This is a genomic window from Pseudomonas sp. B16(2017), from assembly GCF_002113205.1.
In the GTDB taxonomy this organism is placed as follows: domain Bacteria; phylum Pseudomonadota; class Gammaproteobacteria; order Pseudomonadales; family Pseudomonadaceae; genus Aquipseudomonas; species Aquipseudomonas pharyngis.
Map to the genome: position 1 here is coordinate 207,943 of NZ_NEKA01000005.1, position 26,261 is coordinate 234,203.

Sequence of the window (26,261 nt, forward strand, 5' to 3'; positions counted from 1 at the left end):
ATTTTTTTAAATCGTTTCTAGCGAAAGTAACTCGTCGAAAGTCTGACGACGACGGATAACCCTGACCGAGTCGCCATCCAGGAGTAACTCCGGGATTAACGGTCGGGTGTTGTAACTGGATGACATGCTTGCACCGTAGGCGCCGCAATCATGGAAAACCAGCAAGTCATCCACCTGTAGATCCGGCAGCAATTGGTGATCGATTTCGCCGTTGCTCTGCTGAGTGAATACATCCCCAGCCTCGCACAACGAACCCGCCACCACGGTATTGCGCCACGTCCCCCGATCCAGCACCGGGATTTTCTGAATGGCAGTGATCTGGTGAAAACTGCCATACATGGCTGGCCGCATCAGATCGTTGAAGCCGGAGTTCACCAGCACGAAATGATTTGGCCCGACATCCTTCTTAGCTCTGACCTGAGTGACCAGGCACCCGGATTCAGCGACCAGAAGGCGCCCTGGTTCGATCTCCAGCGTCACCGAATGCCCGAGATGTGCTTCGATCTGGCGACGCGCCAGATCCCAGATCCGGAAGTACTCGTCGATGTCGATCTGCGGGTCATTGTCGCGATAGGCGATCGGCAATCCGCCCCCCGCCGAGATCGCCGAAATATCGAACGGGCAACGCAATACGTGCTCGACCATGCTTGCGCAGACACGTTGCAGATGCTCGTAATCGACGCCGGAGCCAATGTGCATGTGCAGACCCACCAACTCCAGGCCATAGGTTTCGATCAGTTGGTAGCATTCAGCCAGGTTTTCATGCCAGTTGCCGTGCTTGCTGCTTGGCCCCCCGGTATTGGTTTTGCGGCTATGGCCGTGACCGAATCCCGGGTTAATCCGCAACCAGACTTTATGCCCGGGACTTGCCTTGCCCAGTTGCTCCAGCATTTGCGGTGAGCCGGCGTTGACCGGAATGTTCAGTTCGATCACCCGCTCCAGCGTCGCTTCGTCCAGGACATCACAGGTGTAAACGATTTGGGCATGCCCTTCATCGTTGCGAAATCCGGCTCTGTGAGCGCGTTCAATTTCGCCCAGTGACACTGCGTCGACCATAGCGCCCAGACTTTTCATCAACTTGAGTATTTGAAGGTTCGGATTGGCTTTCTGTGCATAGCGAATCACGTCGAATGCGCGCAACTGTGCGGTCCGGCGTCGAATGGAATCGGCGTCATAGAGCCAGAACGGCGTACCGAACTCGTGCGCCAGTTGGTTGATCAGTGAATCGTTGAAGTTGTTCACAATGAGGTATCCGTTCAAGGAGTCGGAGGGTTGAGTTCGTACCAGACATAAGACTTTCGGGACGGTTCGAGCACATTCCATTCGCCCTTGTAACCGGCGGGAAAGACCAGTTGCATACCGGGTAAAAACATGAGCTGGGAGCCATGCTCGTCTTCGATCATGATCCGCCCCTCCAGCAGGCTGGCGAATTCATGCCCGGTGAAATTCACCGTAAAACTGCCCACGCTGCATTCCCAGATCCCGACCGAGAACAAGCGGTCAGCGCTCTCGAACTGTTTGTGAAAAGTTTGCACCGGACGACCCTGCGTGCACTTTTCAGGTGGTGTTGCGTACTCGATCAATTCCATGGCCGGATTGGCTAGCGAGCGAACGTGGCGATTGTCAAACATGCTTTTATCTCGCGAAGGCGTTGGCAGAGCCGGCTCAGTTTTGTTCGATTTCAAACAGGTCGGCTGAGAGCCTGGCGGTTTGAAACATGAAGTCGGGCGTGTCCTGATGCTCGATCGGCCAGAACCATTCCACATGCCCTTCCCGGGTTTCGAAGTTCTGTGCGTCCCGGTCGGAAAAATCTCCCACGCCTTTATAAAGGCTGAGTTCGTGCACACCCTCGGGCAGTGCAACGGGATTGATACGGGTGATTCTTCCAGGTGCCGCTTTCAGGAAAGCGACGGCCGCCGTTCCGCGATGCTTGATCAGGGGCATGTCGTCCCAGATATCGCAATAGCTCTTGGCATGCAGGGCATAAAGGTCGACACCCAGCGAGCGATAAACCAGGTCGATGATGCGGTCGCCTGCGGGCCGGGCACCGACCTCGATAATGAAAGGCACACCGTTGACGATCTTGATCTCGACGTGTGATACGCCACGTTCGATACCCAGCGCCCGACATGCCTTTTCGGCGGTTACGCACAAGGCGTGGTAGTCCGTCCCGGCATAGGGAACGATGTGACCCATTTCAGCAAAAAAAGGACGGGGCGACAGTTGCTTGTGGGTGACGGCCGCCGCCTTGCACTCTCCAGGTCTGCAATAAACTTCGACGGAGACTTCAAGCTCGCTGTCGAGAAAGGCTTCCAGATGAATCCGCTCAGGATCGATGTAAAGAATGTCCTTGTACTTGTGCAACAACTTCGCAGCGTCATCAATCGCCACCTGCAACTCCTGCGGGTTGCTCACCAGACGCACGCCGCCACTGCCACCAAAGACACTGGGTTTGAAAATGACCTTTTCCTGATCTTTGAAGATGTAACTGGCGACACTCTCATTGACGGCCAGGGTCGGCGCGACGTTCAGCCCGGCCCCGCTCAGCTCAGTCTTCATCAGTAACTTGTCGCGGCAGCGCAGAATGACCTCGTCACTGTGGAACGGTATTGCGTATTGTCTTGCTATCGCAGCGCCAGCCTCCAGAACGAAATCATTGACCGGAATGACCGCTGCCGGTGTGAGGCCGGTCTTGCGTTCGTAGTCTTTGACCGCCTCAAGCGCGCGCACCGGATCCAGCAGGTACGGGCTGACGATGTAGTCATCGGCCAGGCTGGCTGCCGGCCTGCGCCGCTGGGCCAGGACCTCGCCTGGATAGGCCAGCACCACAACGGCCATACCCAGCGCACGCGCGGTACACAACACGGCCCGCTCCCTCATGGGTAAGTCGGCGCCGATCAACAAGGCGTAGCGATTGGATAAGGTCATATCGAATCCTCAAACTTTTACGTAGTTAGGGTGCGGCCTTTATCAGGCGCTGGCAGATGCAGTGTTCGCTTGCCCTTTGGCGAAACGAGTCGCTGAGGTCTGCAGCAGGAGCGCGATGGACAATGTGATCATCAGGAACGGCACAAACCAGGCCGTTTCGATCATTGCCAGTTGCAGGCTAAGAATCAGCAACAACACCGGCGTAGCCAGCGCATTCGCTCTGCTGACACAAAGGCCGACGGCGGCCTCGCTGTAGCGATAGGCGATCGCAGCGCGGATATGCACCCGGGCGCCGCCAAACGCCATGCCTAGAATCAGCAGACTCAGGGCCTTGAGCACAAGTGTGTCAGGCACCAGGAACCACACCAGAGCGGCGGTGATGGCAAGTGCAATCAGGCCGGACAGGAAGACCAAGAGGTTACGGCCGGTATTGCCCAGAATGATCAGCACACCGATTAACGCCATGCCCATGCCGAATACGGCGTCCAGCACACCTAACTCAAACAGCGCCCAGCCATGGCTCGACACGTACACCGGAAGCATGAAATTGAATGCTCCGAGGATGGGCCAGATCAACACCATTGGAATGAACAGGGTCAGTGGAAGCTTCGCCGGCGCTGTCAGGGCACTGCCTTCCCGGGCTTCAATCACGGCGGCGCCGTTTCGGGTGTAGCAGACCACTGCGACGAGCAAGAAGCTGACGCCCAGAAGAATGGAAAACCCCATGCCGGTCAGAATCGGCATCAGTCCGGCCGCCAGCAACGGTCCAATCATCAGCGCCGCCTGGCTGGTGGCGGTGGTCGCACCGCTGATGCGTCTGACTGTCGCTACATCCATACCGCGCTGAACCTGGGTAAACCACATATCCAGGCTGGCCTCCAGCAACATGAATATCAGCCACACAAACAGATTGGTGATCAACAGCCCGACCGTGATATCACGGCACACCCCGGCGACCAGGCTCAGACCTGCGAGACAGACCAGGAACCAACTGCTCATCTGGCGTCCGTTCATTCGGGTCGACAGGCGTTTGATCATCATCGGCGTAACAAACGCCGGAATGAAGGAGCAGAAAATCGCGAGTGCCAGCGGCAAGTAGCCGCCTTCATCCTGATTGAGAATGGTCCATGTCAGGGAAACCAGCAGTGCACCGGAAAACAACCGGTAAACCGTGGAACAGATTAAAAAAACGATCAGCTCTCTGCGTGTTTTCATGTCGTCAATGCTCCCTGCAAGACTTCGTTATTCAGAGTGTTGACGATCTCCCCACCCACTTCATGGGACCGCCGTGAAATAACCGAAAGCAATGTATCGCTCAGGCCATGCGTATGTTCCGACATGCCCTGGATAAAAATGTTGGGTTTGAAGTTGTCATTCATCTGCAACGCGTAATGACGGCTCAAACGCGGCATGTGTGCAGGCTCTGCCCAATAAGACTTGAGGGAGTCCAGCAGCGCCAGGTTGTTCCGACGGCTGTAGCCGGTTGCGCAGATGACGACGTCCACTTCAAGTTCCTGATGCTCGCCGTCTAGCGTCGAGACCAATGTGACGGACAACGCATTATTGCGCTCGACTACCTCGGTGAGTCGTTTGAACTTGAGCATTCCGAAGCGATCGACGTTCTCGCCAATCGTGGCTTCGTATTCTTCGCGATAAAGGCTTTGAATAATTGCCAGATCGGCCACCGAATAGTTGGTGTCGAAGTGTTTTCGAATCAGTGCCTGGCGATTGTCCGGATCCAGATAATAAATCCGGTCGATCATTTCGTTATCAAATACTTCATTTACATATTCACTGTCATCGGCTTGCTTGAACCCGATACCACTGCTGGCCACTCGAACATCTGCATGACGATAATGGCCTATCAGGTGCTGATAGATCTCCGCCGCGCTCTGTCCGGAGCCCACGACCAGAAAACGATAGCGTTTGTTCTCGTCGTATTCAGGCAGTTTTTCCAGCAACTGCGAAGAGTGGAAGACATGGGGACTGGCGCACGCCACAGGCATTGCCGGTTCACCGCCAATTGCGATGGCGAGGTTTTGTGTCCTGACGACCTGTGTGTTGCCCGTCAGCGTGTCATTGACGGTTACATCAAGAGCTACGACTTGATCACCTTCTTTAACCGGTAAAACAGATTGAACCCATGATGAGTAACGCGTTACATGATTGAAGTGACCGGCGACCCAGCGCAGGTAATCATCAAATTCCTTGCGACTGGGATTGAAGTCTCGCAGGTTGGCGAAAGAACCCAGTCGGCGATGTTCATGCAAGTAGTTCACAAATGTGAAATGACTTTTTGGATTGCGCAAGAAACAAAGATCTTTCATGAAAGAAATTTGCATTTTGGCACTGGGTAGCATCATCGGATGGTGCCAGCCATGTTTGTTCTTGGCTTCAAAGAACATGATTTTTTTGCCTTCAGTCTCTTCTTTGTAATCTTCATAAAGCGAGACTGCCAAGCCAATATGCGAAGGACCAAAACCAACGCCAACCAAATCATGCATGTCCATAAGTTGACCCCTCACCTGGGTCGATTCCGGTTAATCCGTTGGTAAACCTGATCCGCCTCTTGCTCGCACGCGCCGGCTTCCGATGATCATGTCGGCACCGCTGAATAACGGGCAGTTGATCTCGGATCTGAAGGGCGCAGTGGCAGAGGTTTATTTTGTCGGGCCATTGTAGTTATATGGCCACTACATTCAAAATATCATTTCTTCTGAGGGGGCTTTCATTTCTGATATGCCCTGAGCAAGCTCCAAACAGCCACGCTTGCTATGCTCGCTGGCGCTTTTCAATGAATTCAGGCGGTATCTGTCTGGGGGTAGAGTGAGATTCAGTTTCAGGCAAGTCGAAATATTCTGGGCGGTCATGACCACCGGCAGCGTGACCAAGGCGGCGGCGTTGCTCAAAACCTCACAGCCGACCGTCAGCCGTGAAATCGCACGGTTCGAGCATGTCCTGGGGCTCAAACTGTTTGAACGAACACAAGCGCGCTTGCAGCCGACTACTCAGGGACTGAGTTTGTTCGAGGAGGTAAAAACCTCCTATTACGGGCTCGAACGCATCCACAATGCGGCGCAGTCGATCAAGAATTTCCAGAGCAGTCTCACGATCGCATGCCTGCCTGCTTTTTCGCAGAGCCTGTTGCCTTATGTGTGTGGTCGGTTCATCAACGCGTTCCCGGAGGTGAACATCAACATCACCCCGCAGGAATCCCCGTTGCTTGAGGAATGGATGACAGCCCAGCGGTATGATCTGGGACTGACTGAAAACAGTGAAACGCCGCCAGGTACTCGGTGTGAAAACATCTTTACCGGCGATGAAGTGTGCGTGCTGCCACTCAGTCATCCGCTGTGCGACAAAAAGGTGATTACGCCTTTGGATATGGCCGGTATCAACATGGTCAGCCTATCGGGTCAGGACCCCTACCGGATCATCTTCGACAAGATACTTGCCGACGCCCAGGTCAAGACGCGCACGGTCATAGAAACCCACAGCGCAGCAGCCGTCTGCTTCTTCGTTCAGCAAAACGTAGGGGTCGGTATCATCAATCCGCTGACGGCCTTGAGTTTTGCCGATCAGGGTGTGTGCTTGCGGCGGTTTTCGATCTCGATACCGTTTTCCGTCAACCTCATCCGACCGCTGTACCGGCCACAGACGCCAGTTGCTAACGCCTTCATTGATGAGATGAAGTTGAGATCCGGTGAGTTGCACCAACAGCTTCACACTTTGCTGGGGTAGCAACGAAGTGGAAGCTGTCTGATTCCCTGTTCGTCAGGCATGCCTGTTTTTGATACCTGGCAAGCGCCTAACCGTTGGGTCTTCCCTTGGCGAACGCCGCTTGTTGTTCGGCGCTGGCTTCTTGCTGATATTGGGCTTTCCACTCGGCGTACGGCATGCCGTAAACCACTTCACGGGCATCGTCGAGGCTGATCTCGATCTGGCGTTGGTCGGCTTCCGCCTTGTACCACTTGGACAGGCAGTTGCGGCAGAACCCGGCGAGGTTCATCAGGTCGATGTTCTGCACGTCCTTGCGGCTGTCCAGGTGGGCGACCAGCCGGCGGAAGGCGGCGGCTTCGAGTTCGAGGCGTTGTTGCTCGGTCATGATGGGCTCTGTGCAGTCAAATCGTGGCGCGGATGATAAAAGTCTGACGCCCGGAGCGCCAGACACGTTCAGCGGCTGGCGGCGAGGGTGATCGACACCGACTCGGCAAAACGCAAGGCATGCGGTTTGTCGACTTCGACTTCCGCGTACAGCACCGATTCGTTGGCCATCACCAGATCCAGCAGCTCCTGGGTCAGGCGTTCGAGCAGCGCGAAGCGGTTGCCTTCCACGTGGGCGATGATCGCCTTGGTGATGGTGCGGTAGTTCAGCGCGTGGTCGATGTCGTTGTCACGCACCGCTTCCTGCGCGGCGTACAGGATGGTCAGGTTGATCAGCACATCCTGCTTGTTGAGGATTTCGTCCTCGTTGATCCCGATAAAGGTGCGCAGGCGCAGATCCTTGACCCGGATGCGCGCCATTCCCGGTTGAAGTTGTGGCATTTATTTGCTCCGTCCAATCAATTGCAGGAACTCCTGGCGGGTGTTGCTCGACTCGCGGAAGGCGCCGAGCATGACCGAGGTGTTCATGGTCGAATTCTGTTTCTCGACACCGCGCATCATCATGCACATGTGCCGGGCTTCGATGACCACCGCGACACCGGCGGCATCGGTGACTTGCTGGACCGCCTCGGCGATCTGGCGGGTGAGGTTTTCCTGGATCTGCAGGCGGCGGGCGAACATGTCCACCAGTCGCGCGATCTTCGACAGCCCCAGCACCTTGCCCGTCGGAATATAAGCCACATGGGCCTTGCCGATGAAGGGCAGCAGGTGATGTTCGCACAACGAATAGAGCTCGATGTCGGCGACGATGATCATCTCGTCGGTGTCGGAGGCAAACAACGCGCCATTGACGATCTCTTCAACGCTCTGTTCGTAGCCGTGACACAGATACTGCATGGCCTTGGCCGCCCGCGCCGGTGTGTCGAGCAGTCCTTCGCGGTCAGGGTTTTCACCGAGGCCGATCAGGATCTCGCGGTAATTCTCGGGCAGGGAACGGGTCATGGAGCATCCTCGCGGGGGCGTATTACTTGACGTGCCGCCCGCCGTTGACGGTCAGGGTCGTGCCGGTGACATACGGGTTGTCGAGCAGGTAACGCAGGCTCTGATAGATCACTTCGCTGCCGGGTTCGATGCCCAGCGCGGACTTGGCCAGCGCCTTGGCGCGGTACGCTGCGTCGTCGTCGGGATTGAACAATAGCAGGGCTGGCGCGATGCCGTTGACCTTGATTGACGGCGCGTAGCGCGCAGCGAAGGACAACGTGAGACTGTCGAGTCCGGCCTTGCTGGCGCAATAGCCGATGTGTTTGCTGCTGCCCTTGCGCGTGACGTCATCGCTGATGTGGATGATGTCGGCAGGGCTCGAACGTTGCAGCAGTTCGGCGCAATGCAGGTTGATCAGGTAGGGCGCCAGCATATGAATGTTGAACATCCGGCTGAAGGCTTCGGCTTCGCCGTCACCGGTTTCCGCCAACCATTCCGAGGCGTTGTGGACGATGGCGCGCAGGCTGTCGGTGTGAGTCTTCAGTTCGGTGATGAACGCGAGGATCGAAGCTTCACTGGAAAAATCCGCATGCAACCCGATGGCACCAAGATCTCGAAGCACCTTCACCCCCGGCCGATCGCTGCGATAGGTGAAGATCACCCGATGGCCATCTTCCAGCAGACGCTGCGCACAATGCAGGCCGACCCGCTGGCCGGCGCCGGTGATAAGGATGGGAGCGGTGGGAGAAGTCATGTACGGCTCGCGTCGAAGTCAGAGCAAAAACTATAACAGCGACGCGAGCGACGGCTTCAGCGATTTTGTGTGGAGGGTGCGGCAGGCAGCGGGCGTGCAGACGACGGGTTGAGCCAGCCGGCCAGCAGTCGGGTTGACAGCGGAATGAAGAAGTAAACCATCAACGGGGTCAGGCACAGCGTGCTGATGAAGACTCTCGGCAACAGGCTCATTTCAGCGAGCAGCGGGCCCAGCACGAAGTTGAACAGCAGCGACACCGGGAAGAACGCCAGCCAGATCGCCACGGTCTGTTTCCAGCGCGGCGGGCGATGACCGGCAGCACCGAACCAGCCTTCGATCCCGCTGACCCGATGTTCCGTCGGGTGGGCAAACAGATCGCTGCCACGGGCCAGCCATGCGGTGCGCGAAGCCGAGTGTTCCCAGGCGTGCAGGGTCTGTTCGTCGACGAAGCGGAAAATGATCTGGAATTCATCGTCGCCGGGAGGCGGGGCCAGTACGCCGGAGCCGAGATAACCGGGGAAGTCGGTGGCCAGTTGTTCGCCTTCTCGCAACCAGGCGATCAGGTCCTGATAACGACCATTGGCGACACGACGCGCGACCATCAGCGTGACGGGGGAAGTAGACATTGTGTATCTCCGTATTGCAGGTGCGTCGCTCCGGGTAGGAGTTTCGCCTGACGCAGCGCCGGGGTAGAGGGCTGCGTTTTTTGACAAGCAAGGATTATTCCTCATTTTCGTGTCGAACCAGAGACTTTCGTCCCATTTGATTGCTTGAAACCTCATAGGGCATCAGGAGTAGAATGGATCCAACTTTGCCAACAAGGACGTGTCCGCACAAATGCCTGTCATTACAGACGTTCGTCCTGCTTCGCAGGCATCCGTAGCGCTGGATCGCGAGGAGCTTTTTCCTATACGTGAAGTGGCGCGCCTGACCGGCGTGAACCCGGTGACGTTGCGCGCATGGGAGCGACGATACGGATTGATCCAGCCAACGCGCACCGAGAGTGGGCATCGCCTGTATTCGATGACCGATATCGAGCGCGTTCGCAGCATCGTCGACTGGATCGATCGGGGCGTTTCGGTGAGCAAGGTCGGCAAGATCCTGGCCAAGACCGAGTCAATGAAAATGCTGGCTCACTTCATTCCCGATGATCTGGTGCAGGCGGACTACCTCCAGTGGCAGGAACAGGTCCGGCAGGCAGTCAGTTCGTTCGACGATCAGTTGCTTGATCGGGTCTACGGTCAGATTTTCTCCACCTATGCCTTGCCTGTCGTGTTTCAAGACATCCTGATGCCACTGTGGCTGCAAATGCTCCAGCGTCAGGATGCGTTCGGACAAACCAGCGAGTGGCTGTTCTTCGATGGTTTTCTGCGAGCGAAAGTGCTGCAGCGCATCGTCGCGCTGCGGGGCTCGCAACCGCGCAAGGTGATCGTCAGCGCGCTGGCCGGTCAGTGTCGCGAGCTTGAGTTGTTGGTGGCAGCGCTGTTTCTCAGCGGCAATGACGCGGGGGTTCGTGTGCTCACCACCGGTCAACCGTTCGATGAGCTGACACTGGTGTGCGAGAAGATCAAGCCCGAGGCGCTGGTGCTGTTTTCCAATCACGCCCCGGCACCCGAGCTGCCACGTCGACTGAATCGTCTGGCGCTGAGTCTTGATTGTCAGTTGATGCTGGCGGGGGATGCGGCCGATCTGGCACAGGACAGCCTGGCGGGATCATCGGTCGGCTGTCTGGGCAATGAAGGTTCGACCATGCGCCAGCGCATGAATCAGTTCCTCGCAGGGACGCTGGATACCTGAGAATCAGGTGTGCAGGGCAGGGTGGGTCAGACGATGCTGTTGCAGGATGAACTGGCGCAGGCGCTCGGTTTCGTCGGCATCGCTCTGGCTTAACTCGTAAGCATAAAAGCCGTTTTCGGTTTCCCGCTCGAACGTGCCGCGCAGGGAAATCCGCTCATAGCCCGATGGGCTGAACCACAACGCAAAGTGCTTCGGCGGTTTGGTTTTGTTGCGCACTTCCAGCAACACACCCTTGTGCGAAACCTCGTGAACCCACAACGTTCCCGGCTGGCCCTTGGCATTTTCCAGTGCCACCGGCTCTTCCAGGGTCAGGCGCCATGGGCGCACCATCGGCCCGTCTTCGTAGATGCTCGGCACCCCAAGACGCAGATGCAGAGCGTGGAACTCGTCTTCCACCAGATGCAGCGGGAAAGTCATCTGCTGATTTTCGAAGTTGGCCTGGATGGTGACTTGCTCATGGGCCGCCAGACGCGTGAGCAAATCACGGATCTGTGAACCACCATTGACCAGCAGGCTCGACGTCGCATCCCGTACATTGAGTTGCGGGTTGTGTTGCATGGTCTGGATGAAATCCAGCTCATCCTGGGTCAGGAGGGCGTCACGCTGCATGGCTAACTCGAAATGAATAATTACAAAGTCATTGGTGATTGTAGTTAATGACAATTAGTTCGTTGTTTTGTTTTCGCCGTTCGTCGCTTTCAAGGCAGCAATTTCTGCTTCCAGTGCCGCAACCTGGGCTTCCAGTTGCGCCACCCGCTGCTGCGCCTTGACCTGAACCGTAACGTCCTTTTGCACACCTACGAAGTAGGTCTGCCCGTCGTCGGCATTTTTTACCGTCGAAAGAGACAGTTCGTTCCAGAAGGGCGTGCCGTCCTTGCGATAGTTGCGCAGGATTTCCCGGCATGAACCACCGTTTTTCAAAACATCGCGAATCAGTTCCAGACTGGCCTGGTCGCGATCCCCGGCCTGCAGAAAACGGCAGTCCTGATAGAGAATTTCTTCGCTGGTGTAGCCGGTCAGTTTTTCGAAAGCCGGATTCACGTAGATCAGGATGTTGTCCTGATCGCCTTCTTTTTCTGCTACCACGATCCCGTCGTTCGACGCGTTGATCACCATTTTCAGCAGGCTGGCATTGATCATCTTTGAGTCCTTTCAAGGTTGTCAGTGGCTGGCATTCTAAAAGATCGTCCAGCGCTGTCTACTGGCCATCAGCCCTTATCGAGAGCCAATCGCAGCAGGGCGCCGCTGGCTGTTACTATCGCCGCTCTTTTTTTCAGTTTCAGGATCAGATTGATGAAAGTCGCCATCCTCTCCGGCTCGGTGTACGGCACGGCCGAAGAAGTCGCTCGCCACGCTCAGAGCCTGTTGAACGCCGCCGGTTTTGAAACCTTCTACAATTCCCGCGCCAGCCTCGCCGATCTCCAGGCGTTTGGCCCTGAAGCCTTGCTGGGCGTGACCTCGACCACCGGCATGGGCGAACTGCCGGACAACCTGCAACCGTTGTATTCGGCCATTCGTGATCAACTGCCGGCAGCCTGGCGTGGTTTGCCCGGCGGGGTGATCGCACTGGGTGACGCCAGCTACGGCGACACCTTCTGCGGCGGCGGCGAGCAACTGCGCGAATTGTTCGGCGAGCTGGGCGTGCGCGAAGTGCAGGACATGCTGCGCATCGACGCCAGCGAAAGCGTCACCCCGGAAACCGACGCCGAGCCTTGGCTGGAACAGTTGATCGCCACGCTCAAGGGCTGATCCCGCGTTCACGCAACAGCGCCAGCCAGGCCTGCGCAGCCTTCGACAGATAGGCGCCCCGGCGCCAGATGAAAGCGATGTCCCAGCGCAAGTAGTCCGGCGCATTCAGGGTCAGGCGCACCACGCCTGGCCGCACCAGACCGCGTGCCACCACGCTGGGCAGCAGCACCACGCCTTGTCCGGCGGCGACCAGCGCCGCGAGAAAATCCGCCTGCCCACTGCGTCCGCCTTCCCTCGGGGTGAAGCCCATCTGCTGGCAGGCCTGAAGCAAACGATCATTGAGCACAAAACTGCGCTGATACAAAAGAAACGGCGTCTCGGCCAATTCTTCCAGACCAATTTCACCTCTCGCCGCCAGTGGGTGATCCACCGGTAACAGCGCATCCAGCGGTTCATCGCAGAATGGCTGAAAGTCGAATTGCGGATCCTTCGGCAGCAGACTGCCACCCAACTCCAGCTCGCCGCTGAGCACCGCCTGTTCGATATTGCGGCTGCCACCCTCAAGCAACTGCACGCTGATGTTCGGATAGCGCCGTCGGTATTCGGCAAACAGCCCGGCAAACAATGCATCGCTGCCCAGCAAGGGCAACCCGAGACGTAACTCGCCGCGTGCCAATTGGCTGAGGTCATCCAGTTCGCTGAGCAATTCATTGCGCAACCGCAGCATGCCTTCGGCCCGGTGCAGCACCACGCTGCCGGCGGCAGTCAGGCGTATCTGTGAACCCAGTCGTTCGAGCAACGGGGTGCCGAGGCTCTGTTCGAGCTGGGCGATCTGCTTGCTCACGGCGGACTGACTGATGTGCAGGGTTTTTGCAGCTTGGGTGAAACCGCCCTGATGCATGACTTCGACGAAACTTCTGAGTTGTTTGAATTCCATGGCGTGATTCCAGATTGGAATGGCTTTGAGTCTAACAATTCGCTTCGGAGATGGCAGCCGGGTTCGTAAGATAGCCACCTGAAAGGAGCCCATCGATGAAAGCCTCGACCCTCAAATACCTCTCTCGCCTGCTGGCCGAACTGGCCGTGCTGCTCGCTCTTTACCTGCTCGGCTGCCAGATCGCAGCGTGGCTGGCCTGGCCGATTCCCGGCGGCGTGGTCGGCATGGCGCTGTTGCTGCTGGGTTTTGCGTTCGGCTGGGTCAAACCGGCGGCGCTGCAAATGGGCGCAGGCTTGTTGATGGCCGAGATGCTGCTGTTCTTCATTCCGGCGCTGATGAGCCTGCTGGATTACGGCGCGTTGCTGCGCGACGACGGCTGGCGGATCTTGTTGGTGATCGCAGCCAGTACGCTGATGGTGATGCTGGTGACCGCGTTCACCGTGGAGCTGGCCGTGCGCCTGAGGCGGTCCCATGAAGCTTGAGCTGATGCCGATGTTTTGGCTGGCGTTCACCTTGCTGGCCTATTTGTTCAGTCGCTGGCTGTATCGGCGGACCGGACGTTACGTGCTGTCGCCACTGATTCTGGTTCCCGCGTTGCTGCTCGCGCTTGCCGTGCCGTTGCACACCGCTTACGCCGAGTATTCGAGCAACACCCATTGGCTGATGCTGGTACTCGGGCCGGTCACCGTGGCGTTTGCGGTGCCGATCTGGCAACAGCGGCGATTGCTGGTGCGGCATTGGTCGGCGTTGCTGCTGGGCATGCTGGCCGGCAGTGCGGCATCGATTGCCACGTCGTTCGGCCTCGCGAAAGCGCTGGCGCTGGACAGTTCGGTGACGCTGTCGCTGGTGCCGCGCTCGATCACCACACCGTTCGCCATGCCGCTGGCGCAGGACCTCGGTGGCGTGCCTGAGCTGACAGCGGTGTTCGTGATGTTCACCGGGGTGTTCGGCGCGATGCTCGGCGGTGTGTTGCTCAAGTGGCTGCCGTTGCGCAGCGCCCTGGCGCGCGGTGCATTGTTCGGCGTGGGTGCTCATGGTGCGGGCGTCAGCCGCGCCCATGAAGTGGGCGGCGAAGAGGGCTCGGTCGCGGGGCTGGTGATGGTGCTCACCGGGTTGCTCAATCTGTTCGCCGCGCCTTTGTTGGCGTCGTTGCTTTGACATGGATCCAAGCAAATTGCGTCGCTGACTCGTTCAGTCATCAAGCTGGCTGCCAATGCAACTACGCGACCGTCCGAGGCTGACTAGACTGCTGACACACGCAAAAACAATAAGAACGCAGAGGTGCATACAGTGAGCGTAGCCCCCGTCCCTTCGTCCGTGAACGTCAAAGATCAGGTCAGTGCCGCGGAATGGCAGACCCGGGTCGATCTGGCCGCCTGTTATCGTCTGGTCGCCCTGCATGGCTGGGACGATCTGATCTTCACTCACATTTCCGCCAAGGTGCCCGGCACCGAAGATTTCCTGATCAACCCGTTCGGCCTGATGTTCCATGAGATCACCGCGTCCAGTCTGGTGAAGGTCGACCAGGCCGGCAACAAGCTCATGGACAGCCCCTACGAAATCAATCCCGCCGGCTACACCATCCACAGTGCCGTGCACGAAGTGCGGCACGACGTGGCCTGCGTGCTGCACACCCACACCGCTTCCGGTGTTGCGGTATCGGCGCAGAAGCAGGGCGTGTTGCCGATCAGCCAGCAATCGCTGTTCGTGCTGTCGAGCCTGGCCTTTCACGCCTACGAAGGTGTGGCGCTCAACCATGAAGAGAAAGCGCGGTTGCAGGCGGATCTCGGCGACAACAATTTCCTGATGCTGCACAACCACGGTCTGCTGACCTGTGGCGGCACCATCGCCGACACGTTCCTGATGATGTTCACCTTCCAGCGCGCTTGCGATATCCAGGTCATGGCGCAGACCGGCGGTGCCGAACTGATCGCCATCGAACCGCAGATTCTGGCAGGCGCCAAGGCGATGATTGCCGGCGTCACCAAAAGTGCCCAAGGCATGGGTGGCGCGCTGGCCTGGCCGGCGCTGCTGCGCAAACTCGATAAACAAGACCCGGGGTATAGACTCTAATGCCTCTCGCCGAGATCCCTCTGAGTGTCTGGCGCAAACGCGGCCAGACGTTTGTCTTCCGTGGTCAGCCGATCCGCTACTGGACAGCCGGGCAGGGCGAACCGCTGCTGTTGATCCATGGCTTTCCGACGGCCAGTTGGGACTGGCATTACCTGTGGCAGCCGCTGTCCCAGCGCTACCGGGTGATTGCCTGCGACATGCTCGGCTTCGGCGACTCGGCAAAGCCGCTGAATCACATTTACAGCCTGCTGGAGCAGGCCGATCTGCAACAGGCCTTGCTGGCGCATCTGTCGGTCGAACAACCGGTGCACATTCTGGCCCACGACTACGGCGACAGTGTTGCTCAGGAGTTGCTGGCCCGGCATTACGAAGATCTGATCGAGGTCGCCAGTTGCGTGTTTCTCAACGGTGGTCTGTTCCCGGAAACCCATCGACCGCTGCTGGCGCAAAAACTGCTGCTCAGCCCATTGGGCTGGATGATCGGCCGGGCCTTCACCCGTGATGCGCTGGTCAAGAGCTTCCAGCAGATTTTCGGCCCGGACACCCGGCCCAGCGAAAGCGAAATGGATGATTTCTGGAGCCTGATCGAATGCAATCGCGGGCAACGCGTCATGCACAAGCTGATTCACTACATTCCCGAGCGCCGGGTTCAGCGTGATCGCTGGGTCGCGGCGATGCAGCGCGGCGAGGTGCCGCTGCGGGTGATCGATGGCGAAGTCGATCCGATTTCCGGGGCGCACATGGTCGAGCGTTATCGCGAGCTGATCCCCGACGCCGACACCGTGCTGTTGCCAGGCATCGGCCATTACCCGCAAAGCGAAGCGCCAGTGCAGGTGCTCAAGCACTACCTCGAATTTCGCGATCACTTCGTGTTGCCGCCGCGCAAGGTGGCGTGCTCCTGACTTGGTGCCCGAGGCGCCTGACGCCTCGGCACGTTTCATCATCCCCCAGCCTTATCGCGCACCATTCAGCCTCAGCCGTGTTCGTTGTGACCGCACGCCCTGTGCCTGACACTCAGGGACACTGTCCCTCAGGTCTGCTGGAGTTGCCCCGATGAATGATTCTGTGCGTTTCGAAGATAAAGTCGTGATCGTCACCGGTGCCGGTGGTGGCCTGGGACGCGCTCACGCTTTGCTGTTCGCCAAACAGGGCGCCAAAGTGCTGGTCAACGACCTCGGCGGCTCGACCCAGGGTGAAGGCGCCAACGCTTCAGCCGCTGATCGTGTGGTGGCGGAAATCCGCGAGGCCGGCGGTATCGCCGAGGCCAACCATGATTCGGTCACCGACGGCGACAAACTGGTGCAGAACGCTCTCGACGTGTTCGGCCGTATCGATGTGGTGGTCAACAACGCCGGGATTCTGCGCGACAAGACTTTCCACAAAATGGAAGACGCCGACTGGGATCTGGTCTATCGCGTCCACGTCGAAGGCGCCTACAAGGTGACCCGCGCCGCGTGGCCGCACCTGCGTGAGCAAAATTACGGCCGGGTGATCTTCACCGCCTCGACTTCGGGCATCTACGGCAACTTCGGCCAGTCCAACTACGGCATGGCCAAACTCGGTCTCTACGGTCTGACCCGCACCCTGGCCATCGAAGGTCGCAAGAACAACATCCTGGTCAACGCCATCGCACCCACCGGCGGCACCCGCATGACCGAAGGCCTGATCCCGCCGCAAGTGTTCGAACAACTCAAACCGGAACTGGTCAGCCCGCTGGTGGTGTACCTGGCCAGCGAACAATGCCAGGAAACTTCGGGCCTGTTCGAAGTCGGCGGCGGCTGGATGGGCAAGGTGCGCTGGGAGCGCAGCCTGGGTGCCGGGTTCGATCCTCGTGTCGGGTTTTCCCCGGAAGACGTTGCGGCGCACTGGCAGCAGATCTGTGATTTCGAAGGCGCGGCGCATCCGAAGGACAACATCGAGGCGCTGAAGGAGATGATGGGGAATTTGCAGAAGTATTCGTTGTAACCCGAAGTGGCCACCAGGTGAGAGCCTGGTGGCCGATTTGCCGATCAGGTGTATCTGTTTTCGATCATGAATTTTGGAGGGGACCAGTTCGGGCCTTTGATCGCCAGACCACCCTCATCAATAGCCAGTACACCGGCGGCGAAGAGTCGAGAGTAAGCGTTTTCCAACGCACCGTACCCTTTGAGAATCTCCGGGTTGTAACGCCTGATCATCATGTCCAGAAGCGGATTTGGCCTGGTCAATGCGAACACAGTAACGATGTCATCCAGCGATTCGTTTTTGACAATCTGTTCAACCACGCTCATTTCCACATCTCCTTTAACAGCCGCTGGTAATCGCGCTCATCCTGTTCTGCGTCTGCGGCCAGTGCTTCCGGTGTGTAAAGCAGTGAAGCATCATCCGCCAGTTGAAAGTCTTCCAATGTTGCCGTGTGCACATTGTTCCACACCGGTGACTCCGGATCAGGTCGCTCGGTATCGCCGTAGCCCAAGGCTCTGAATCTTTCGAACTCTCTCAGCTCATGAGTGTAGAAGCGCTTGTCTGTATCCGTTGCTTCAAGTTCGCCACGAACAATTCTCTCCAGGCGATCAAGCATTACTTTATTGGCGGCTGATGCCGAGAACCTGGAAATATGCAGTTTCACGATAATTTCCCCTTCTGATGTAGCCGTCGCTGTCGCCCAACCCAGTTCCTGAATCGGGCCACCCGTTTCATTCGGGTTGAATGCTCGGCCGCTGTGTTCGCCGTCTTCACTCCCTCCCTCATACGGACTGCTGATCACCACATACAGCGGCGCAACCCCCGAATCATCCGGAAAGACAATGATGAAGCGCTCCCATTCCTCCTCCAGGCTCGGGTGGAGGTCGAGCCTTCCCTCGATCGGCATGATCGGCGCGCCGCTGTATGTCGGCGGATCGGTATCGGCACTCGGGAGCAGCGTGGAGCTGTCGCCCGGGCTGATGGCCGGGGTCCAGGTCAGAATGTCGTTGGGCAAGTCGGGCAGGACGGTCTCGTAAACCCCGTTGAGCAAATCGAAGGTCGCGCGCAGCACCGGAACATCGCTGCGTACCTGAAAGTCGTCAGCGCTGACCACGAAGACTTCGGCGCCGGCGCCCATCCTTCTTGTCCCCAGTCCGACCGGTATCTGCAATGTGCCCTGGCGCTGCGCGATCTCGCGTAATGCCTGCGGCGTGGCAGAAGACAGCTCGGCCAGCGGCACGCTGACGCTGAAACGCTCACCGTTGCCCAGACGTGAAGGCGCCAGCAAAGCCGCGAAACCGACCGCAACCGGTGCCAGCAGCGAGGCGCCCAAGGCGTTGAGGCCGACGACCGCCGAGCGCAGGACCGTGAGGATCGCCGTGGCTGTCGACGGGTTCAGGCGCGCTGCGTTCGAGGCGAATGCGATCACCGGCCCGGCGCTGGCCGCCGCGCCAAAAGCCGGATAAACCCGCTGGCCTGCATCCGCTCGTGCCTGGTCACGGGCCTGGCGTGCAGCCTCTGTCTGGCGCTGCAGATCGGCAAGGGCCTTCAGGCGCGCCTGTTCAACCGCAAGCTGGCGTGCAGCGGCTTCGGCGGCAATCCGCGCCTGTTCCGCAGCCTTGCGTTGCGCCTCGGCCAGCGCCGCCAACCGCGCTTGCTCGCGGGCCTGGACTTCTTGCTGTTCCTGTTGGCGCCGCGCCGTCTCGGCCAAGGCTTTCTGGCGTTGCTGTTCTGCGGCAATCCGCGCCTGCTCGGCGGCACGGCGTGCGGTTTCTGCGGCCTGGGCCTGCGCGGCGTCATTGGCCTGTACCGCCGCCAGCCAGTTGTGCACGTTGACGTGTTGTTGATGCAGCGTCGCCAGCGTTTGTGTCAGCAATCTGACTTCCATTGCCGCGCGATAGGATTGCTTCCACAGGTTCATCCCCGGGCCGTTGGGACTCAGCACCTTGTCCACGGCGTAGGCCCGGGACAGGAACTGGTAGACCGTCTTGTCGGTGGGATCGCTGCCGTAGAAACCATGGGACAGTTGGGTCTGCTGTTGCAGTTGCATGTTCTTGCGCTGGATCAGCCGGTTGCGCACGCCCAGCTCTCGGCTGATCGCGGCAGCGGGCGGCAGCGGCTGGGTCGACTCTTCCAGGCGGGTCGCGGCCAGATCGACTTCAATGGCTTGCGGGATTTGTGCAGCCTTCGCCTGGTATTCCTGAGTCAGCGGGGTAATGAAGTTCTGCAACACCTGCTGATAACGGGCAGGGCTGCGCGGCGTGCCGAACGGACCGTTATAACGATTGTGATCAACAGTGGAAATGCCGGGGTTGAAATGCGGCGGTGCTTCAGCGGTTGTCCACACAGGCTCCGTCAATTCAAATGGAGGTGGTCTTTGCATATTCATATCCTTTTGAATGTGCATTGGTTTTTCAGCACATAAACATCCGAATCATTAATGGGTCTTTGCCTAATAAAGTTACAGGAGAGTTTGTGCGGAGGTGTCCGAGAAGGGTGTGGCTTATAACTTGCGTTTAAGTATGAGTTTTCGTTGCTTATACAAAGACTCAGGAAACTTCTTACGTATTAAAAGAAGTTTCCTGCGCTGAAAGGGGAAAGGCACTTCAAAACAGCGCGAGCACCACTCGATCATTTATCGGGGGGCAAAAAGCGCCCATAAAAAAGGCCGCTGCAAACGCAGCGGCCAAGGTAAGACGTTGGATCAAGGAGCTACAAATCAACGTCAGTGAACACCGGGGCGATGGATCGAAAAACGCTTCGCGCCATCAGAAATCGGTTGCCGACGACTCGGTCGCGGACTTCGTGCTTTCTCGCGGTCTGCGGTGAAAGCCCGCACAGAATAAGGGCTGGCGCGTCAGGGAAAAATAGCGATTCCGGACATGCACTGTTACGGGGCATGTAACAGTGGCGCGCACTGGCCTGGTCATTATCCGTTGTGTTGATAGTGGTTCATCCAGCCTGTTCATGGCGGGCGCAAAGCCTTGCCGCAGGCGGGGATTCATCCTTTCGAGCGACAGCGCGAATACCTCCTTGGTGCGCTTATCCTCGCCGTGGCGCGGCAGTAGGGTGGGGCCTTCTGTCACTCACCGGGGAAGACGCATGACAAAAACAACAATGCGCGCCATCTTCACGCCGCAAGCGCTCGCCGCTGCGGTGGCCTTGGGTTGCTGTGCCCAGGCGCACGCGGTCGCTTTCAATATCGGGGAAATCGAAGGCACGTTCGACTCGTCGCTGTCGGTCGGGGCGAGCTGGGGCATGCGCGATGCCGACAAGTCGTTGGTGGGTTCGGTCAACGGCGGCACGGGCCAGTCTTCCACCGGCGATGACGGGCGGTTGAACTTCAAGAAGGGCGAGACCTTTTCCAAGATTTTCAAAGGCATCCACGACCTCGAACTGAAGTACGGCGACACCGGTGTGTTCGTGCGCGGCAAGTACTGGTACGACTTCGAACTCAAGGACGAAGACCGCGAGTTCAAACCGATCAGCGACAAGGGACGCAAGGAAGGCGCGAAGTCTTCCGGCGCGCAGATCCTCGACGCCTTCGTCTATCACAACTATTCCATCGCCGACCTGCCGGGCACCGTGCGCGCCGGCAAACAGGTGGTGAGCTGGGGCGAAAGTACCTTCATCGGCAACTCGATCAACAGCATCAACCCGATCGACGTGTCGGCGTTCCGCCGGCCGGGTGCGGAGATCAAGGAGGGGCTGATTCCGGTGAACATGCTGTTCGCCTCTCAGGGGCTCACCGACCAACTGACGGTCGAGGGCTTCTATCAACTGGAATGGGATCAGACCGTCCTCGACAACTGCGGGACCTTTTTCGGGGTCGACGTGGCGGCGGACGGCTGCAACAACGGCTACACCGTCGGTAGCCCGGCGATCGCCCCGTTGGCGCCGCTGGCGGCAGCCTTCGGCCAGCCGATCCAGGTGACCCGCGAAGGTGTGATCGTGCCCCGTGGCGGCGACCGCGATGCGCGGGATTCCGGGCAGTGGGGTACGGCGCTGCGCTGGCTCGGCGACGACACTGAGTACGGCCTCTACTTCATGAACTACCACAGCCGCACGCCGACCGTCGGCACCAGTACCGCCGGTCTGTCGACCCTCGCGGCGCTGCCGGGCATGGTCGGGGTCGCCAACCGCCTGGCCCCCGGCAGCGGTTCGGGACTGGCGCAAAGCGTGATGCTCGGGCGCGGTCAGTACTACCTCGAATACCCGGAAGACATTCGCCTGTACGGCGCGAGTTTCTCCACAACGTTGCCGACCGGCACCGCCTGGACCGGCGAGATCAGCTATCGCCCTAATGCGCCGGTGCAGGTCAACACCAACGACCTGACCCTGGCGCTGGTCAATCCGATTGCCGGCGGTACGGCGTCGCCGCTGGTTACCTCGCCGGGGGCCGACAACAAGGGCTACCGACGCAAGGAAGTGACGCAGATCCAGAGCACGCTGACGCACTTTTTCGATCAGGTCTGGGGCGCTGAGCGCCTGACCCTGGTGGGCGAGGCCGCCGTGGTGCGGGTCGGCGGACTGGAGTCGCGCAGCAAGCTGCGTTACGGCCGCGACTCGGTGTACGGCCAGTACGGTTTCGGCGGCGACACCGACGGTTTCGTCACCTCCACCTCCTGGGGCTATCGCGCCCGGGCGATCCTCGACTACGCCAACGTGATCGGCGGGATCAACCTCAAGCCCAACCTGTCCTGGTCCCACGACGTCGCCGGTTATGGCCCCAACGGTCTGTTCAACGAAGGCGCCAAGGCTGTCAGCGTCGGAGTCGATGCCGACTATCGCAACACCTATACCGCGAGCCTCAGTTACACCGACTTTTTCGGCGGTGACTACAACACCCTCGAAGACCGTGACTTCGTGGCCCTGAGCTTCGGTGTGAACTTCTGATCTGCCCGAGAAGGATGAATGCAATGCGCAAGATGATTCTGCAATGCGGTGTCCTGGCCCTGAGCCTGCTGGCCGCCAACGTGATCGCGGCGGTGTCGCCGGACGAAGCCAACAAGCTCGGCACCAGCCTGACGCCGCTGGGCGCCGAAAAGGCCGGCAACGCCGACGGCTCGATTCCGGCCTGGACCGGCGGTATCCCGAAAAACGCCGGGGCAGTCGACAGCAAGGGCTTTCTGGCTGACCCGTTCGCCAGCGAAAAACCGCTGTTCACCATCACCGCCGCCAACGTCGACAAGTACAAGGACAAGCTGTCCGACGGTCAGGTGGCGATGTTTAAACGCTACCCCGAAACCTACAGAATCCCGGTCTACCCGACCCATCGCACCGTGGCCGCACCGCCGGAAATCTACGAGTCGGCCAAACGCAGCGCACTCAACGTCACCAGCATCAACGACGGCAACGGCCTGGCCAATTTCACCGGTAACCGCTACTACGCGTTCCCCATTCCCAAAAATGGCGTCGAGGTGTTGTGGAACCACATCACCCGTTATCACGGCGGCAACCTGCGGCGGATCATCACGCAGGTGACGCCGCAGACCAATGGCAGTTACACGCCGATCCGCTTCGAAGAAGAGATCGCCGTGCCGCAATTGATGAAGGATCTCGATCCGGAAAAAGCCGCCAACGTGCTGACCTTCTTCAAGCAGTCGGTGACGGCTCCGGCGCGTCTGGCCGGTAACGTGCTGCTGGTGCACGAGACCCTCGATCAGGTGAAGGAACCGCGTCTGGCGTGGATCTACAACGCCGGTCAGCGTCGGGTCCGTCGTGCACCGCAAGTCGCCTATGACGGGCCGGGCACCGCCGCCGACGGCCTGCGCACCTCGGACAACTTCGACATGTTCTCCGGCGCACCGGACCGCTACGACTGGAAACTGATCGGCAAGAAGGAAATGTACATTCCGTACAACAGCTACAAGCTCGATTCGCCGAGCCTCAAGTACGACGACATCGTCAAGGCCGGGCACATCAACCAGGACCTGACGCGTTATGAGCTGCATCGGGTGTGGGAAGTGGTCGGCACGGTGAAACCGAACGAGCGGCACATCTACGCCAAGCGCCACATGTACATCGACGAGGACAGTTGGCAAGTGGCGCTGGCCGATCACTACGACGGTCGCGGGCAGTTGTGGCGAGTGGCTGAAGGACACGCGCAGTACTACTACGATCACCAGGCCCAGGCCTATACCCTCGAAGCGCTCTACGACATCATCGCCGGCCGCTACATTGCCCTGGGGATGAAGAACGAAGAGAAGCACAGCTTCGAATTCGGCTTCGAAGCCAAGGCTGCCGACTATACCCCGTCGGCCTTGCGCGCCGAGGGCGTACGGTAAGGGTTTCGATACATTGGCAAGGCAAAAGGCGACCGCACGGTCGCCTTTTTTATGGGCGCCAATCAGCGTACTGAATACTCGTCAACAAGCAGCAGGGAGAGGACTAGGGTGAGCGCACAACGATAAAAAGGCGTACCCGATGACCGCCATGACCCACGCTCCGGATCGAGCGGATTTTCTCCCGAGACTGTCTTCCCATCACCTTGCGCGGCCTCGCCTTTGCGCGGCTCTGCTCGAGTCCGCGGCGCGGGTCAAACTGATCTGCGCGCCAGCCGGCAGCGGCAAGACCGCGCTGCTCACCGAATGCCTGCTGCAGGCGCCGGTCAATTGCACCGTGTGCTGGTTGCCGCTGGCAGGTGCGTCCCTTGGCACTGGCGAGTTTTGCGAGCGGATTGCACACGCTATGGGGCTGGCCGCATCGGACGAGGCGTCACTGCTGCATGAACTGTCGCGACGGACTTCGTCGACCTGGGTGTTGCTCGACGATTACTGCCGATACCCGGAGCCTGCGCTGGATGCATTTCTCGACCGAATGCTGGCGGTCAGCAGCCCGGCCCTGACGTGGTGGATCGGTACTCGGCGGCGTCCGCCCTGCAACTGGCCGCGCCTGTTGCTCGATGATGCGTTGTACGAATGTGAAGCCGCGGCGTTGGCGCTGACCCGTGACGAGATCGCACAGGTGTTGCGCCACTTGTCCCCGGCCCAGGCCGATAGCGTGGCCGGACGCATCTTTCGGCGCAGCGGCGGTTGGTGCGCCGGGGTGCGGATGTTGTTGATGCAAAAATGCGACTGGTCGCAAAAGACCTTGCCGCAGCAACGCATGGACACCTTGCTGGACTACCTGCAACACGAACTGTTCAGCGGTCTGAGTCCGGAACTGGCCGAGGCCTGGAGAGTGCTGGCGCATTTGCCGCGGTTCAATGCCAGCCTGTGCGACCACTTGTTCGGCGCCGGCGAAGGGGCGCAATGGATGCGCGATCTGCAAACGCTGGGATGCTTTATCGAACCCTGGCGGGCCTCGTCTGAATGGTTGCAAGTCTGTTCCCCGCTGTCGCGCCTGATGCGCAGCGAGCCGTGGCCTGCCGGGCGTTCCTGGCATCGCCGGGCGTGTCAGTGGTTCACCGCCGGACGCCATTGGAAATGCGCCTTTGAACAGGCGCTGCTGGCTGAAGAGTACGAAGTCGCGGTGAGCCTGTTGCAGCACTTCAGTTTCGAGCAACTGTTCGAGGAGCAGACGGTCGTGCTGTTGTTGCGTCTTTACGAGCAACGCGGCGAGGAACTGTTAGTGGGGTCTGCGCAACTGGTCGGGTTGATCACGGCGGCGCTGCTGTTCGCCGGGCGTTTCGAACAGGCCGGTGAGTGCATCGCGCAACTGTCCCGCTTCCTGCCGCCACGGTCGGCGGATGAGCAGCGCCAGTTGATCGCCCGATGGCAGGCCCAGCAAGGGTGGTTGTTGCACTTGCAAGGATGGATGGATGCGGCACGCGAGCATTTTGAGCAAGCGTTGCAGGATCTGGCTCCGGACGCCTGGACCGTGCGGCTTCTGTGTCTGTCGGGGCGCACACAACAGGCGCTGTTGCTCGGTGAGCTGGAACTGGCCCACTCGATCAATCGCGAGGCGCTGTGCCTGGCCCGTGCACACAATTCACTGTTGTTCGAAGGCTTGCTGGAACTCGACCACGCCCAACTGCTGGAACAGCGCGGTGCACCGGCCCGCGCCGAAGCGGTGCTGGCCGGTTTCTTTGAGATGCTGGATCCGTCAGCCGAACGGCCGACGCCGTTGCTCGGCCGGATCGCTCTGCGCCGTGGGCGGCTGGCGCTGAGCATGGGGCAGCAGGCGCAGGCTGCCGGTTTCTTTCAGCAAGGGCTCGACGATTGTCTGCGCAGTTTTGATAAACGTGTGCTCTTTGGCTTTCTCGGACAGGCACAGCTGGCTGCCGATCAAGGTGATTTCCCACAGGCATTCATGCGTTTGCGCGATGCCGAACGGTTGATGCAGCAGCGACAGATTCCGGACACGGTTTATCGCGGGGCCTTGCTGCAGGCCAGCAGCGAATTCTGGCTACAACAAGGGCGGCCGGAACTGGCTCGCGAGGCATTGAGTCGCGTGCTCAGGCACTTTCGTGGACCGCGTGCGCGACAGGCGCCACCGGCGACACTGGAGCTGATTCCACGCATCGAGTGTTTGCTGGTTTTGGCCGAAGTCCGCTTGGGGCACGCCCAACAGCCGCTGGTCCGGCTGCTTGCACTGCTGGAGTCGGCGCAGGCACGCGGGATGGTCAGGCTGGAGGCCGAGTTGCTGATGACGCTGAGCGAGGCGGCGCTGATCCTTGCAGAGCCGGATCAGGCCAGGAAGTTCTTCGAACAGGGCATTCAGATCATTCAACGCTGCAACCTGCAGCAACTGCTGACCGGGCTATATGGCCGGTGCGCGGAGATTCCCTTGCACTGGCGCGTCGCAGGAACGGCGGAGCAGGCGGACGAACAATGCATGTCGCTCAATCCACTCAGCCAGCGAGAACTCAAAGTCCTGGAGCTGATTGCCTTTGGCGATTCCAATCAACAGATAGCCGAGAAGTTGTTCATCTCATTGCATACAGTAAAAACGCATGTTCGACGTATACATGGAAAGTTGGGCGTCGAGCGCCGAACTCAGGCGGTTGCAAAGGCAAAGTTGCTGAATTTATGTTGAGCTGTTTGATTCTGGATATTGCGTTTTGTATATATTGAAATAGGTGGTGGCTTTCGTTTTTTAATTGGATGGGTG

General features: G+C 59.1%; 26 protein-coding genes. 11 read left to right on the plus strand and 15 right to left on the minus strand.

Going from position 1 to position 26,261, the window contains the following annotated elements:
* Positions 1-6: 6 nt before the first annotated feature.
* From lysA to CAG25_RS10670, 5 genes are read right to left on the minus strand one after another with little or no spacing between them, the layout of a single operon-like run.
* Positions 7-1,242, minus strand: a complete 1,236-nt coding sequence (gene lysA, locus CAG25_RS10650) for a diaminopimelate decarboxylase (protein ID WP_256575337.1) — start codon at positions 1,240-1,242, stop codon at positions 7-9.
* A gap of 14 nt (positions 1,243-1,256) precedes the next feature.
* Entirely contained in the window at positions 1,257-1,631 is a 375-nt protein-coding gene (locus CAG25_RS10655) for a cupin domain-containing protein (RefSeq protein ID WP_158090087.1), read from the minus strand.
* Positions 1,632-1,665: 34 nt separating this feature from the next.
* Complete coding sequence (locus CAG25_RS10660) at positions 1,666-2,928, minus strand: acetyl-CoA carboxylase biotin carboxylase subunit family protein (RefSeq protein ID WP_085611354.1); 1,263 nt, start codon at positions 2,926-2,928, stop codon at positions 1,666-1,668.
* 42 nt (positions 2,929-2,970) lie between these two features.
* Positions 2,971-4,143 carry an MFS transporter gene (locus tag CAG25_RS10665; RefSeq protein ID WP_085611355.1) on the minus strand — a complete coding sequence of 391 codons (1,173 nt, stop codon included), beginning with the start codon at positions 4,141-4,143 and terminating at the stop codon, positions 2,971-2,973.
* Positions 4,140-5,438, minus strand: a complete 1,299-nt coding sequence (locus CAG25_RS10670; protein ID WP_085611356.1) for a SidA/IucD/PvdA family monooxygenase — start codon at positions 5,436-5,438, stop codon at positions 4,140-4,142. The genes CAG25_RS10665 and CAG25_RS10670 overlap by 4 nt, the downstream gene beginning before the upstream one ends.
* A gap of 316 nt (positions 5,439-5,754) precedes the next feature.
* Here CAG25_RS10670 and CAG25_RS10675 point away from each other — a divergent pair, with 316 nt between their 5' ends.
* Positions 5,755-6,669 carry a LysR family transcriptional regulator gene (locus tag CAG25_RS10675; protein WP_178076457.1) on the plus strand — a complete coding sequence of 305 codons (915 nt, stop codon included), beginning with the start codon at positions 5,755-5,757 and terminating at the stop codon, positions 6,667-6,669.
* A 67-nt stretch (positions 6,670-6,736) separates the two neighbouring features.
* Here CAG25_RS10675 and CAG25_RS10680 read toward each other — a convergent pair whose 3' ends face one another.
* The 5 genes from CAG25_RS10680 to CAG25_RS10700 form a co-directional block, all read right to left on the minus strand.
* Positions 6,737-7,033 (minus strand): DUF1244 domain-containing protein, encoded by a 297-nt coding sequence (locus CAG25_RS10680; RefSeq protein ID WP_085611358.1) that lies wholly within the window; start codon positions 7,031-7,033, stop codon positions 6,737-6,739.
* A gap of 68 nt (positions 7,034-7,101) precedes the next feature.
* Complete coding sequence (gene folX / locus CAG25_RS10685) at positions 7,102-7,473, minus strand: dihydroneopterin triphosphate 2'-epimerase (protein WP_007957207.1); 372 nt, start codon at positions 7,471-7,473, stop codon at positions 7,102-7,104.
* Positions 7,474-8,034, minus strand: coding sequence for a GTP cyclohydrolase I FolE (gene folE / locus CAG25_RS10690; RefSeq protein ID WP_085611359.1), 561 nt, complete (start codon positions 8,032-8,034; stop codon positions 7,474-7,476).
* 22 nt (positions 8,035-8,056) lie between these two features.
* Positions 8,057-8,767, minus strand: a complete 711-nt coding sequence (gene folM, locus CAG25_RS10695) for a dihydromonapterin reductase (RefSeq protein WP_085611360.1) — start codon at positions 8,765-8,767, stop codon at positions 8,057-8,059.
* A gap of 56 nt (positions 8,768-8,823) precedes the next feature.
* Entirely contained in the window at positions 8,824-9,393 is a 570-nt protein-coding gene (locus tag CAG25_RS10700; protein ID WP_085611361.1) for an antibiotic biosynthesis monooxygenase, read from the minus strand.
* A gap of 211 nt (positions 9,394-9,604) precedes the next feature.
* On the opposite strand from CAG25_RS10700, the gene CAG25_RS10705 reads away from it, so the two are divergent.
* The gene (locus CAG25_RS10705; RefSeq protein WP_085611362.1) at positions 9,605-10,564 is read left to right on the plus strand and encodes a MerR family transcriptional regulator; all 960 of its coding nucleotides are present in this window, start codon (positions 9,605-9,607) and stop codon (positions 10,562-10,564) included.
* Positions 10,565-10,567: 3 nt separating this feature from the next.
* Here CAG25_RS10705 and CAG25_RS10710 read toward each other — a convergent pair whose 3' ends face one another.
* Together CAG25_RS10710 and CAG25_RS10715 are read right to left on the minus strand one after the other, a co-directional pair.
* A complete protein-coding gene (locus tag CAG25_RS10710; RefSeq protein WP_085608095.1) occupies positions 10,568-11,173 on the minus strand; it encodes a hypothetical protein in 606 nt (201 codons plus the stop codon).
* Between the two features lie 54 nt (positions 11,174-11,227).
* Positions 11,228-11,704 carry a PAS domain-containing protein gene (locus tag CAG25_RS10715; protein ID WP_085611363.1) on the minus strand — a complete coding sequence of 159 codons (477 nt, stop codon included), beginning with the start codon at positions 11,702-11,704 and terminating at the stop codon, positions 11,228-11,230.
* A 153-nt stretch (positions 11,705-11,857) separates the two neighbouring features.
* On the opposite strand from CAG25_RS10715, the gene CAG25_RS10720 reads away from it, so the two are divergent.
* On the plus strand, positions 11,858-12,313 hold the full coding sequence (locus tag CAG25_RS10720; RefSeq protein WP_064593430.1) for a flavodoxin: 456 nt from the start codon (positions 11,858-11,860) through the stop codon (positions 12,311-12,313).
* On the opposite strand, the gene CAG25_RS10725 is transcribed toward CAG25_RS10720, so the two are convergent.
* Positions 12,303-13,190 (minus strand): LysR family transcriptional regulator, encoded by an 888-nt coding sequence (locus tag CAG25_RS10725; RefSeq protein ID WP_085611364.1) that lies wholly within the window; start codon positions 13,188-13,190, stop codon positions 12,303-12,305. The two genes, CAG25_RS10720 and CAG25_RS10725, sit on opposite strands and share 11 nt — an antisense overlap.
* A gap of 95 nt (positions 13,191-13,285) precedes the next feature.
* On the opposite strand from CAG25_RS10725, the gene CAG25_RS10730 reads away from it, so the two are divergent.
* The 5 genes from CAG25_RS10730 to CAG25_RS10750 all read left to right on the plus strand — a co-directional run bounded on the left by CAG25_RS10730 (position 13,286) and on the right by CAG25_RS10750 (position 17,228).
* Entirely contained in the window at positions 13,286-13,672 is a 387-nt protein-coding gene (locus tag CAG25_RS10730; protein WP_085611365.1) for a CidA/LrgA family protein, read from the plus strand.
* On the plus strand, positions 13,662-14,348 hold the full coding sequence (locus tag CAG25_RS10735) for an LrgB family protein (protein ID WP_007957226.1): 687 nt from the start codon (positions 13,662-13,664) through the stop codon (positions 14,346-14,348). Before CAG25_RS10730 ends, CAG25_RS10735 begins: the two co-directional genes overlap by 11 nt.
* Before the next feature lie 132 nt (positions 14,349-14,480).
* On the plus strand, positions 14,481-15,263 hold the full coding sequence (locus tag CAG25_RS10740) for a class II aldolase/adducin family protein (protein WP_039769359.1): 783 nt from the start codon (positions 14,481-14,483) through the stop codon (positions 15,261-15,263).
* Entirely contained in the window at positions 15,263-16,165 is a 903-nt protein-coding gene (locus tag CAG25_RS10745) for an alpha/beta fold hydrolase (RefSeq protein ID WP_085611366.1), read from the plus strand. Before CAG25_RS10740 ends, CAG25_RS10745 begins: the two co-directional genes overlap by 1 nt.
* Before the next feature lie 151 nt (positions 16,166-16,316).
* Complete coding sequence (locus CAG25_RS10750; RefSeq protein ID WP_085611367.1) at positions 16,317-17,228, plus strand: SDR family oxidoreductase; 912 nt, start codon at positions 16,317-16,319, stop codon at positions 17,226-17,228.
* A 44-nt stretch (positions 17,229-17,272) separates the two neighbouring features.
* Here the strand turns inward: CAG25_RS10750 and CAG25_RS10755 are convergent, their stop codons facing one another.
* Together CAG25_RS10755 and CAG25_RS10760 are read right to left on the minus strand one after the other, a co-directional pair.
* On the minus strand, positions 17,273-17,533 hold the full coding sequence (locus tag CAG25_RS10755; RefSeq protein WP_085611368.1) for a hypothetical protein: 261 nt from the start codon (positions 17,531-17,533) through the stop codon (positions 17,273-17,275).
* Positions 17,530-19,590 carry an S-type pyocin domain-containing protein gene (locus tag CAG25_RS10760; protein ID WP_085611369.1) on the minus strand — a complete coding sequence of 687 codons (2,061 nt, stop codon included), beginning with the start codon at positions 19,588-19,590 and terminating at the stop codon, positions 17,530-17,532. Before CAG25_RS10760 ends, CAG25_RS10755 begins: the two co-directional genes overlap by 4 nt.
* 719 nt (positions 19,591-20,309) lie before the next feature.
* Here CAG25_RS10760 and CAG25_RS10765 point away from each other — a divergent pair.
* The 3 genes from CAG25_RS10765 (at position 20,310) to CAG25_RS10775 (ending at position 26,186) form a co-directional block, all read left to right on the plus strand.
* Positions 20,310-22,103, plus strand: coding sequence for a DUF1302 domain-containing protein (locus CAG25_RS10765; RefSeq protein ID WP_085611370.1), 1,794 nt, complete (start codon positions 20,310-20,312; stop codon positions 22,101-22,103).
* Positions 22,104-22,126: 23 nt separating this feature from the next.
* The gene (locus tag CAG25_RS10770; protein WP_085611371.1) at positions 22,127-23,494 is read left to right on the plus strand and encodes a DUF1329 domain-containing protein; all 1,368 of its coding nucleotides are present in this window, start codon (positions 22,127-22,129) and stop codon (positions 23,492-23,494) included.
* A gap of 139 nt (positions 23,495-23,633) precedes the next feature.
* Entirely contained in the window at positions 23,634-26,186 is a 2,553-nt protein-coding gene (locus tag CAG25_RS10775) for a LuxR C-terminal-related transcriptional regulator (protein ID WP_085611372.1), read from the plus strand.
* Positions 26,187-26,261: the final 75 nt, after the last annotated feature.

What these genes read in the sequence shown, in the direction of transcription:
- CAG25_RS10655 (WP_158090087.1), bottom strand. Translation starts at nt 1,631, where the DNA reads ATGTTTGACAATCGCCACGTTCGCTCGCTAGCCAATCCGGCCATGGAA.
- CAG25_RS10715 (WP_085611363.1), bottom strand. Translation starts at nt 11,704, where the DNA reads ATGATCAATGCCAGCCTGCTGAAAATGGTGATCAACGCGTCGAACGAC.
- CAG25_RS10660 (WP_085611354.1), bottom strand. Translation starts at nt 2,928, where the DNA reads ATGACCTTATCCAATCGCTACGCCTTGTTGATCGGCGCCGACTTACCC.
- CAG25_RS10665 (WP_085611355.1), bottom strand. Translation starts at nt 4,143, where the DNA reads ATGAAAACACGCAGAGAGCTGATCGTTTTTTTAATCTGTTCCACGGTT.
- CAG25_RS10765 (WP_085611370.1), top strand. Translation starts at nt 20,310, where the DNA reads ATGACAAAAACAACAATGCGCGCCATCTTCACGCCGCAAGCGCTCGCC.
- CAG25_RS10760 (WP_085611369.1), bottom strand. Translation starts at nt 19,590, where the DNA reads ATGCAAAGACCACCTCCATTTGAATTGACGGAGCCTGTGTGGACAACC.
- CAG25_RS10725 (WP_085611364.1), bottom strand. Translation starts at nt 13,190, where the DNA reads ATGGAATTCAAACAACTCAGAAGTTTCGTCGAAGTCATGCATCAGGGC.
- CAG25_RS10735 (WP_007957226.1), top strand. Translation starts at nt 13,662, where the DNA reads ATGAAGCTTGAGCTGATGCCGATGTTTTGGCTGGCGTTCACCTTGCTG.
- folX (WP_007957207.1), bottom strand. Translation starts at nt 7,473, where the DNA reads ATGCCACAACTTCAACCGGGAATGGCGCGCATCCGGGTCAAGGATCTG.
- CAG25_RS10770 (WP_085611371.1), top strand. Translation starts at nt 22,127, where the DNA reads ATGCGCAAGATGATTCTGCAATGCGGTGTCCTGGCCCTGAGCCTGCTG.
- CAG25_RS10710 (WP_085608095.1), bottom strand. Translation starts at nt 11,173, where the DNA reads ATGCAGCGTGACGCCCTCCTGACCCAGGATGAGCTGGATTTCATCCAG.
- folM (WP_085611360.1), bottom strand. Translation starts at nt 8,767, where the DNA reads ATGACTTCTCCCACCGCTCCCATCCTTATCACCGGCGCCGGCCAGCGG.
- CAG25_RS10730 (WP_085611365.1), top strand. Translation starts at nt 13,286, where the DNA reads ATGAAAGCCTCGACCCTCAAATACCTCTCTCGCCTGCTGGCCGAACTG.
- CAG25_RS10720 (WP_064593430.1), top strand. Translation starts at nt 11,858, where the DNA reads ATGAAAGTCGCCATCCTCTCCGGCTCGGTGTACGGCACGGCCGAAGAA.
- CAG25_RS10705 (WP_085611362.1), top strand. Translation starts at nt 9,605, where the DNA reads ATGCCTGTCATTACAGACGTTCGTCCTGCTTCGCAGGCATCCGTAGCG.
- CAG25_RS10680 (WP_085611358.1), bottom strand. Translation starts at nt 7,033, where the DNA reads ATGACCGAGCAACAACGCCTCGAACTCGAAGCCGCCGCCTTCCGCCGG.
- CAG25_RS10700 (WP_085611361.1), bottom strand. Translation starts at nt 9,393, where the DNA reads ATGTCTACTTCCCCCGTCACGCTGATGGTCGCGCGTCGTGTCGCCAAT.
- CAG25_RS10775 (WP_085611372.1), top strand. Translation starts at nt 23,634, where the DNA reads ATGACCGCCATGACCCACGCTCCGGATCGAGCGGATTTTCTCCCGAGA.
- CAG25_RS10750 (WP_085611367.1), top strand. Translation starts at nt 16,317, where the DNA reads ATGAATGATTCTGTGCGTTTCGAAGATAAAGTCGTGATCGTCACCGGT.
- CAG25_RS10755 (WP_085611368.1), bottom strand. Translation starts at nt 17,533, where the DNA reads ATGAGCGTGGTTGAACAGATTGTCAAAAACGAATCGCTGGATGACATC.
- CAG25_RS10745 (WP_085611366.1), top strand. Translation starts at nt 15,263, where the DNA reads ATGCCTCTCGCCGAGATCCCTCTGAGTGTCTGGCGCAAACGCGGCCAG.
- folE (WP_085611359.1), bottom strand. Translation starts at nt 8,034, where the DNA reads ATGACCCGTTCCCTGCCCGAGAATTACCGCGAGATCCTGATCGGCCTC.
- CAG25_RS10670 (WP_085611356.1), bottom strand. Translation starts at nt 5,438, where the DNA reads ATGGACATGCATGATTTGGTTGGCGTTGGTTTTGGTCCTTCGCATATT.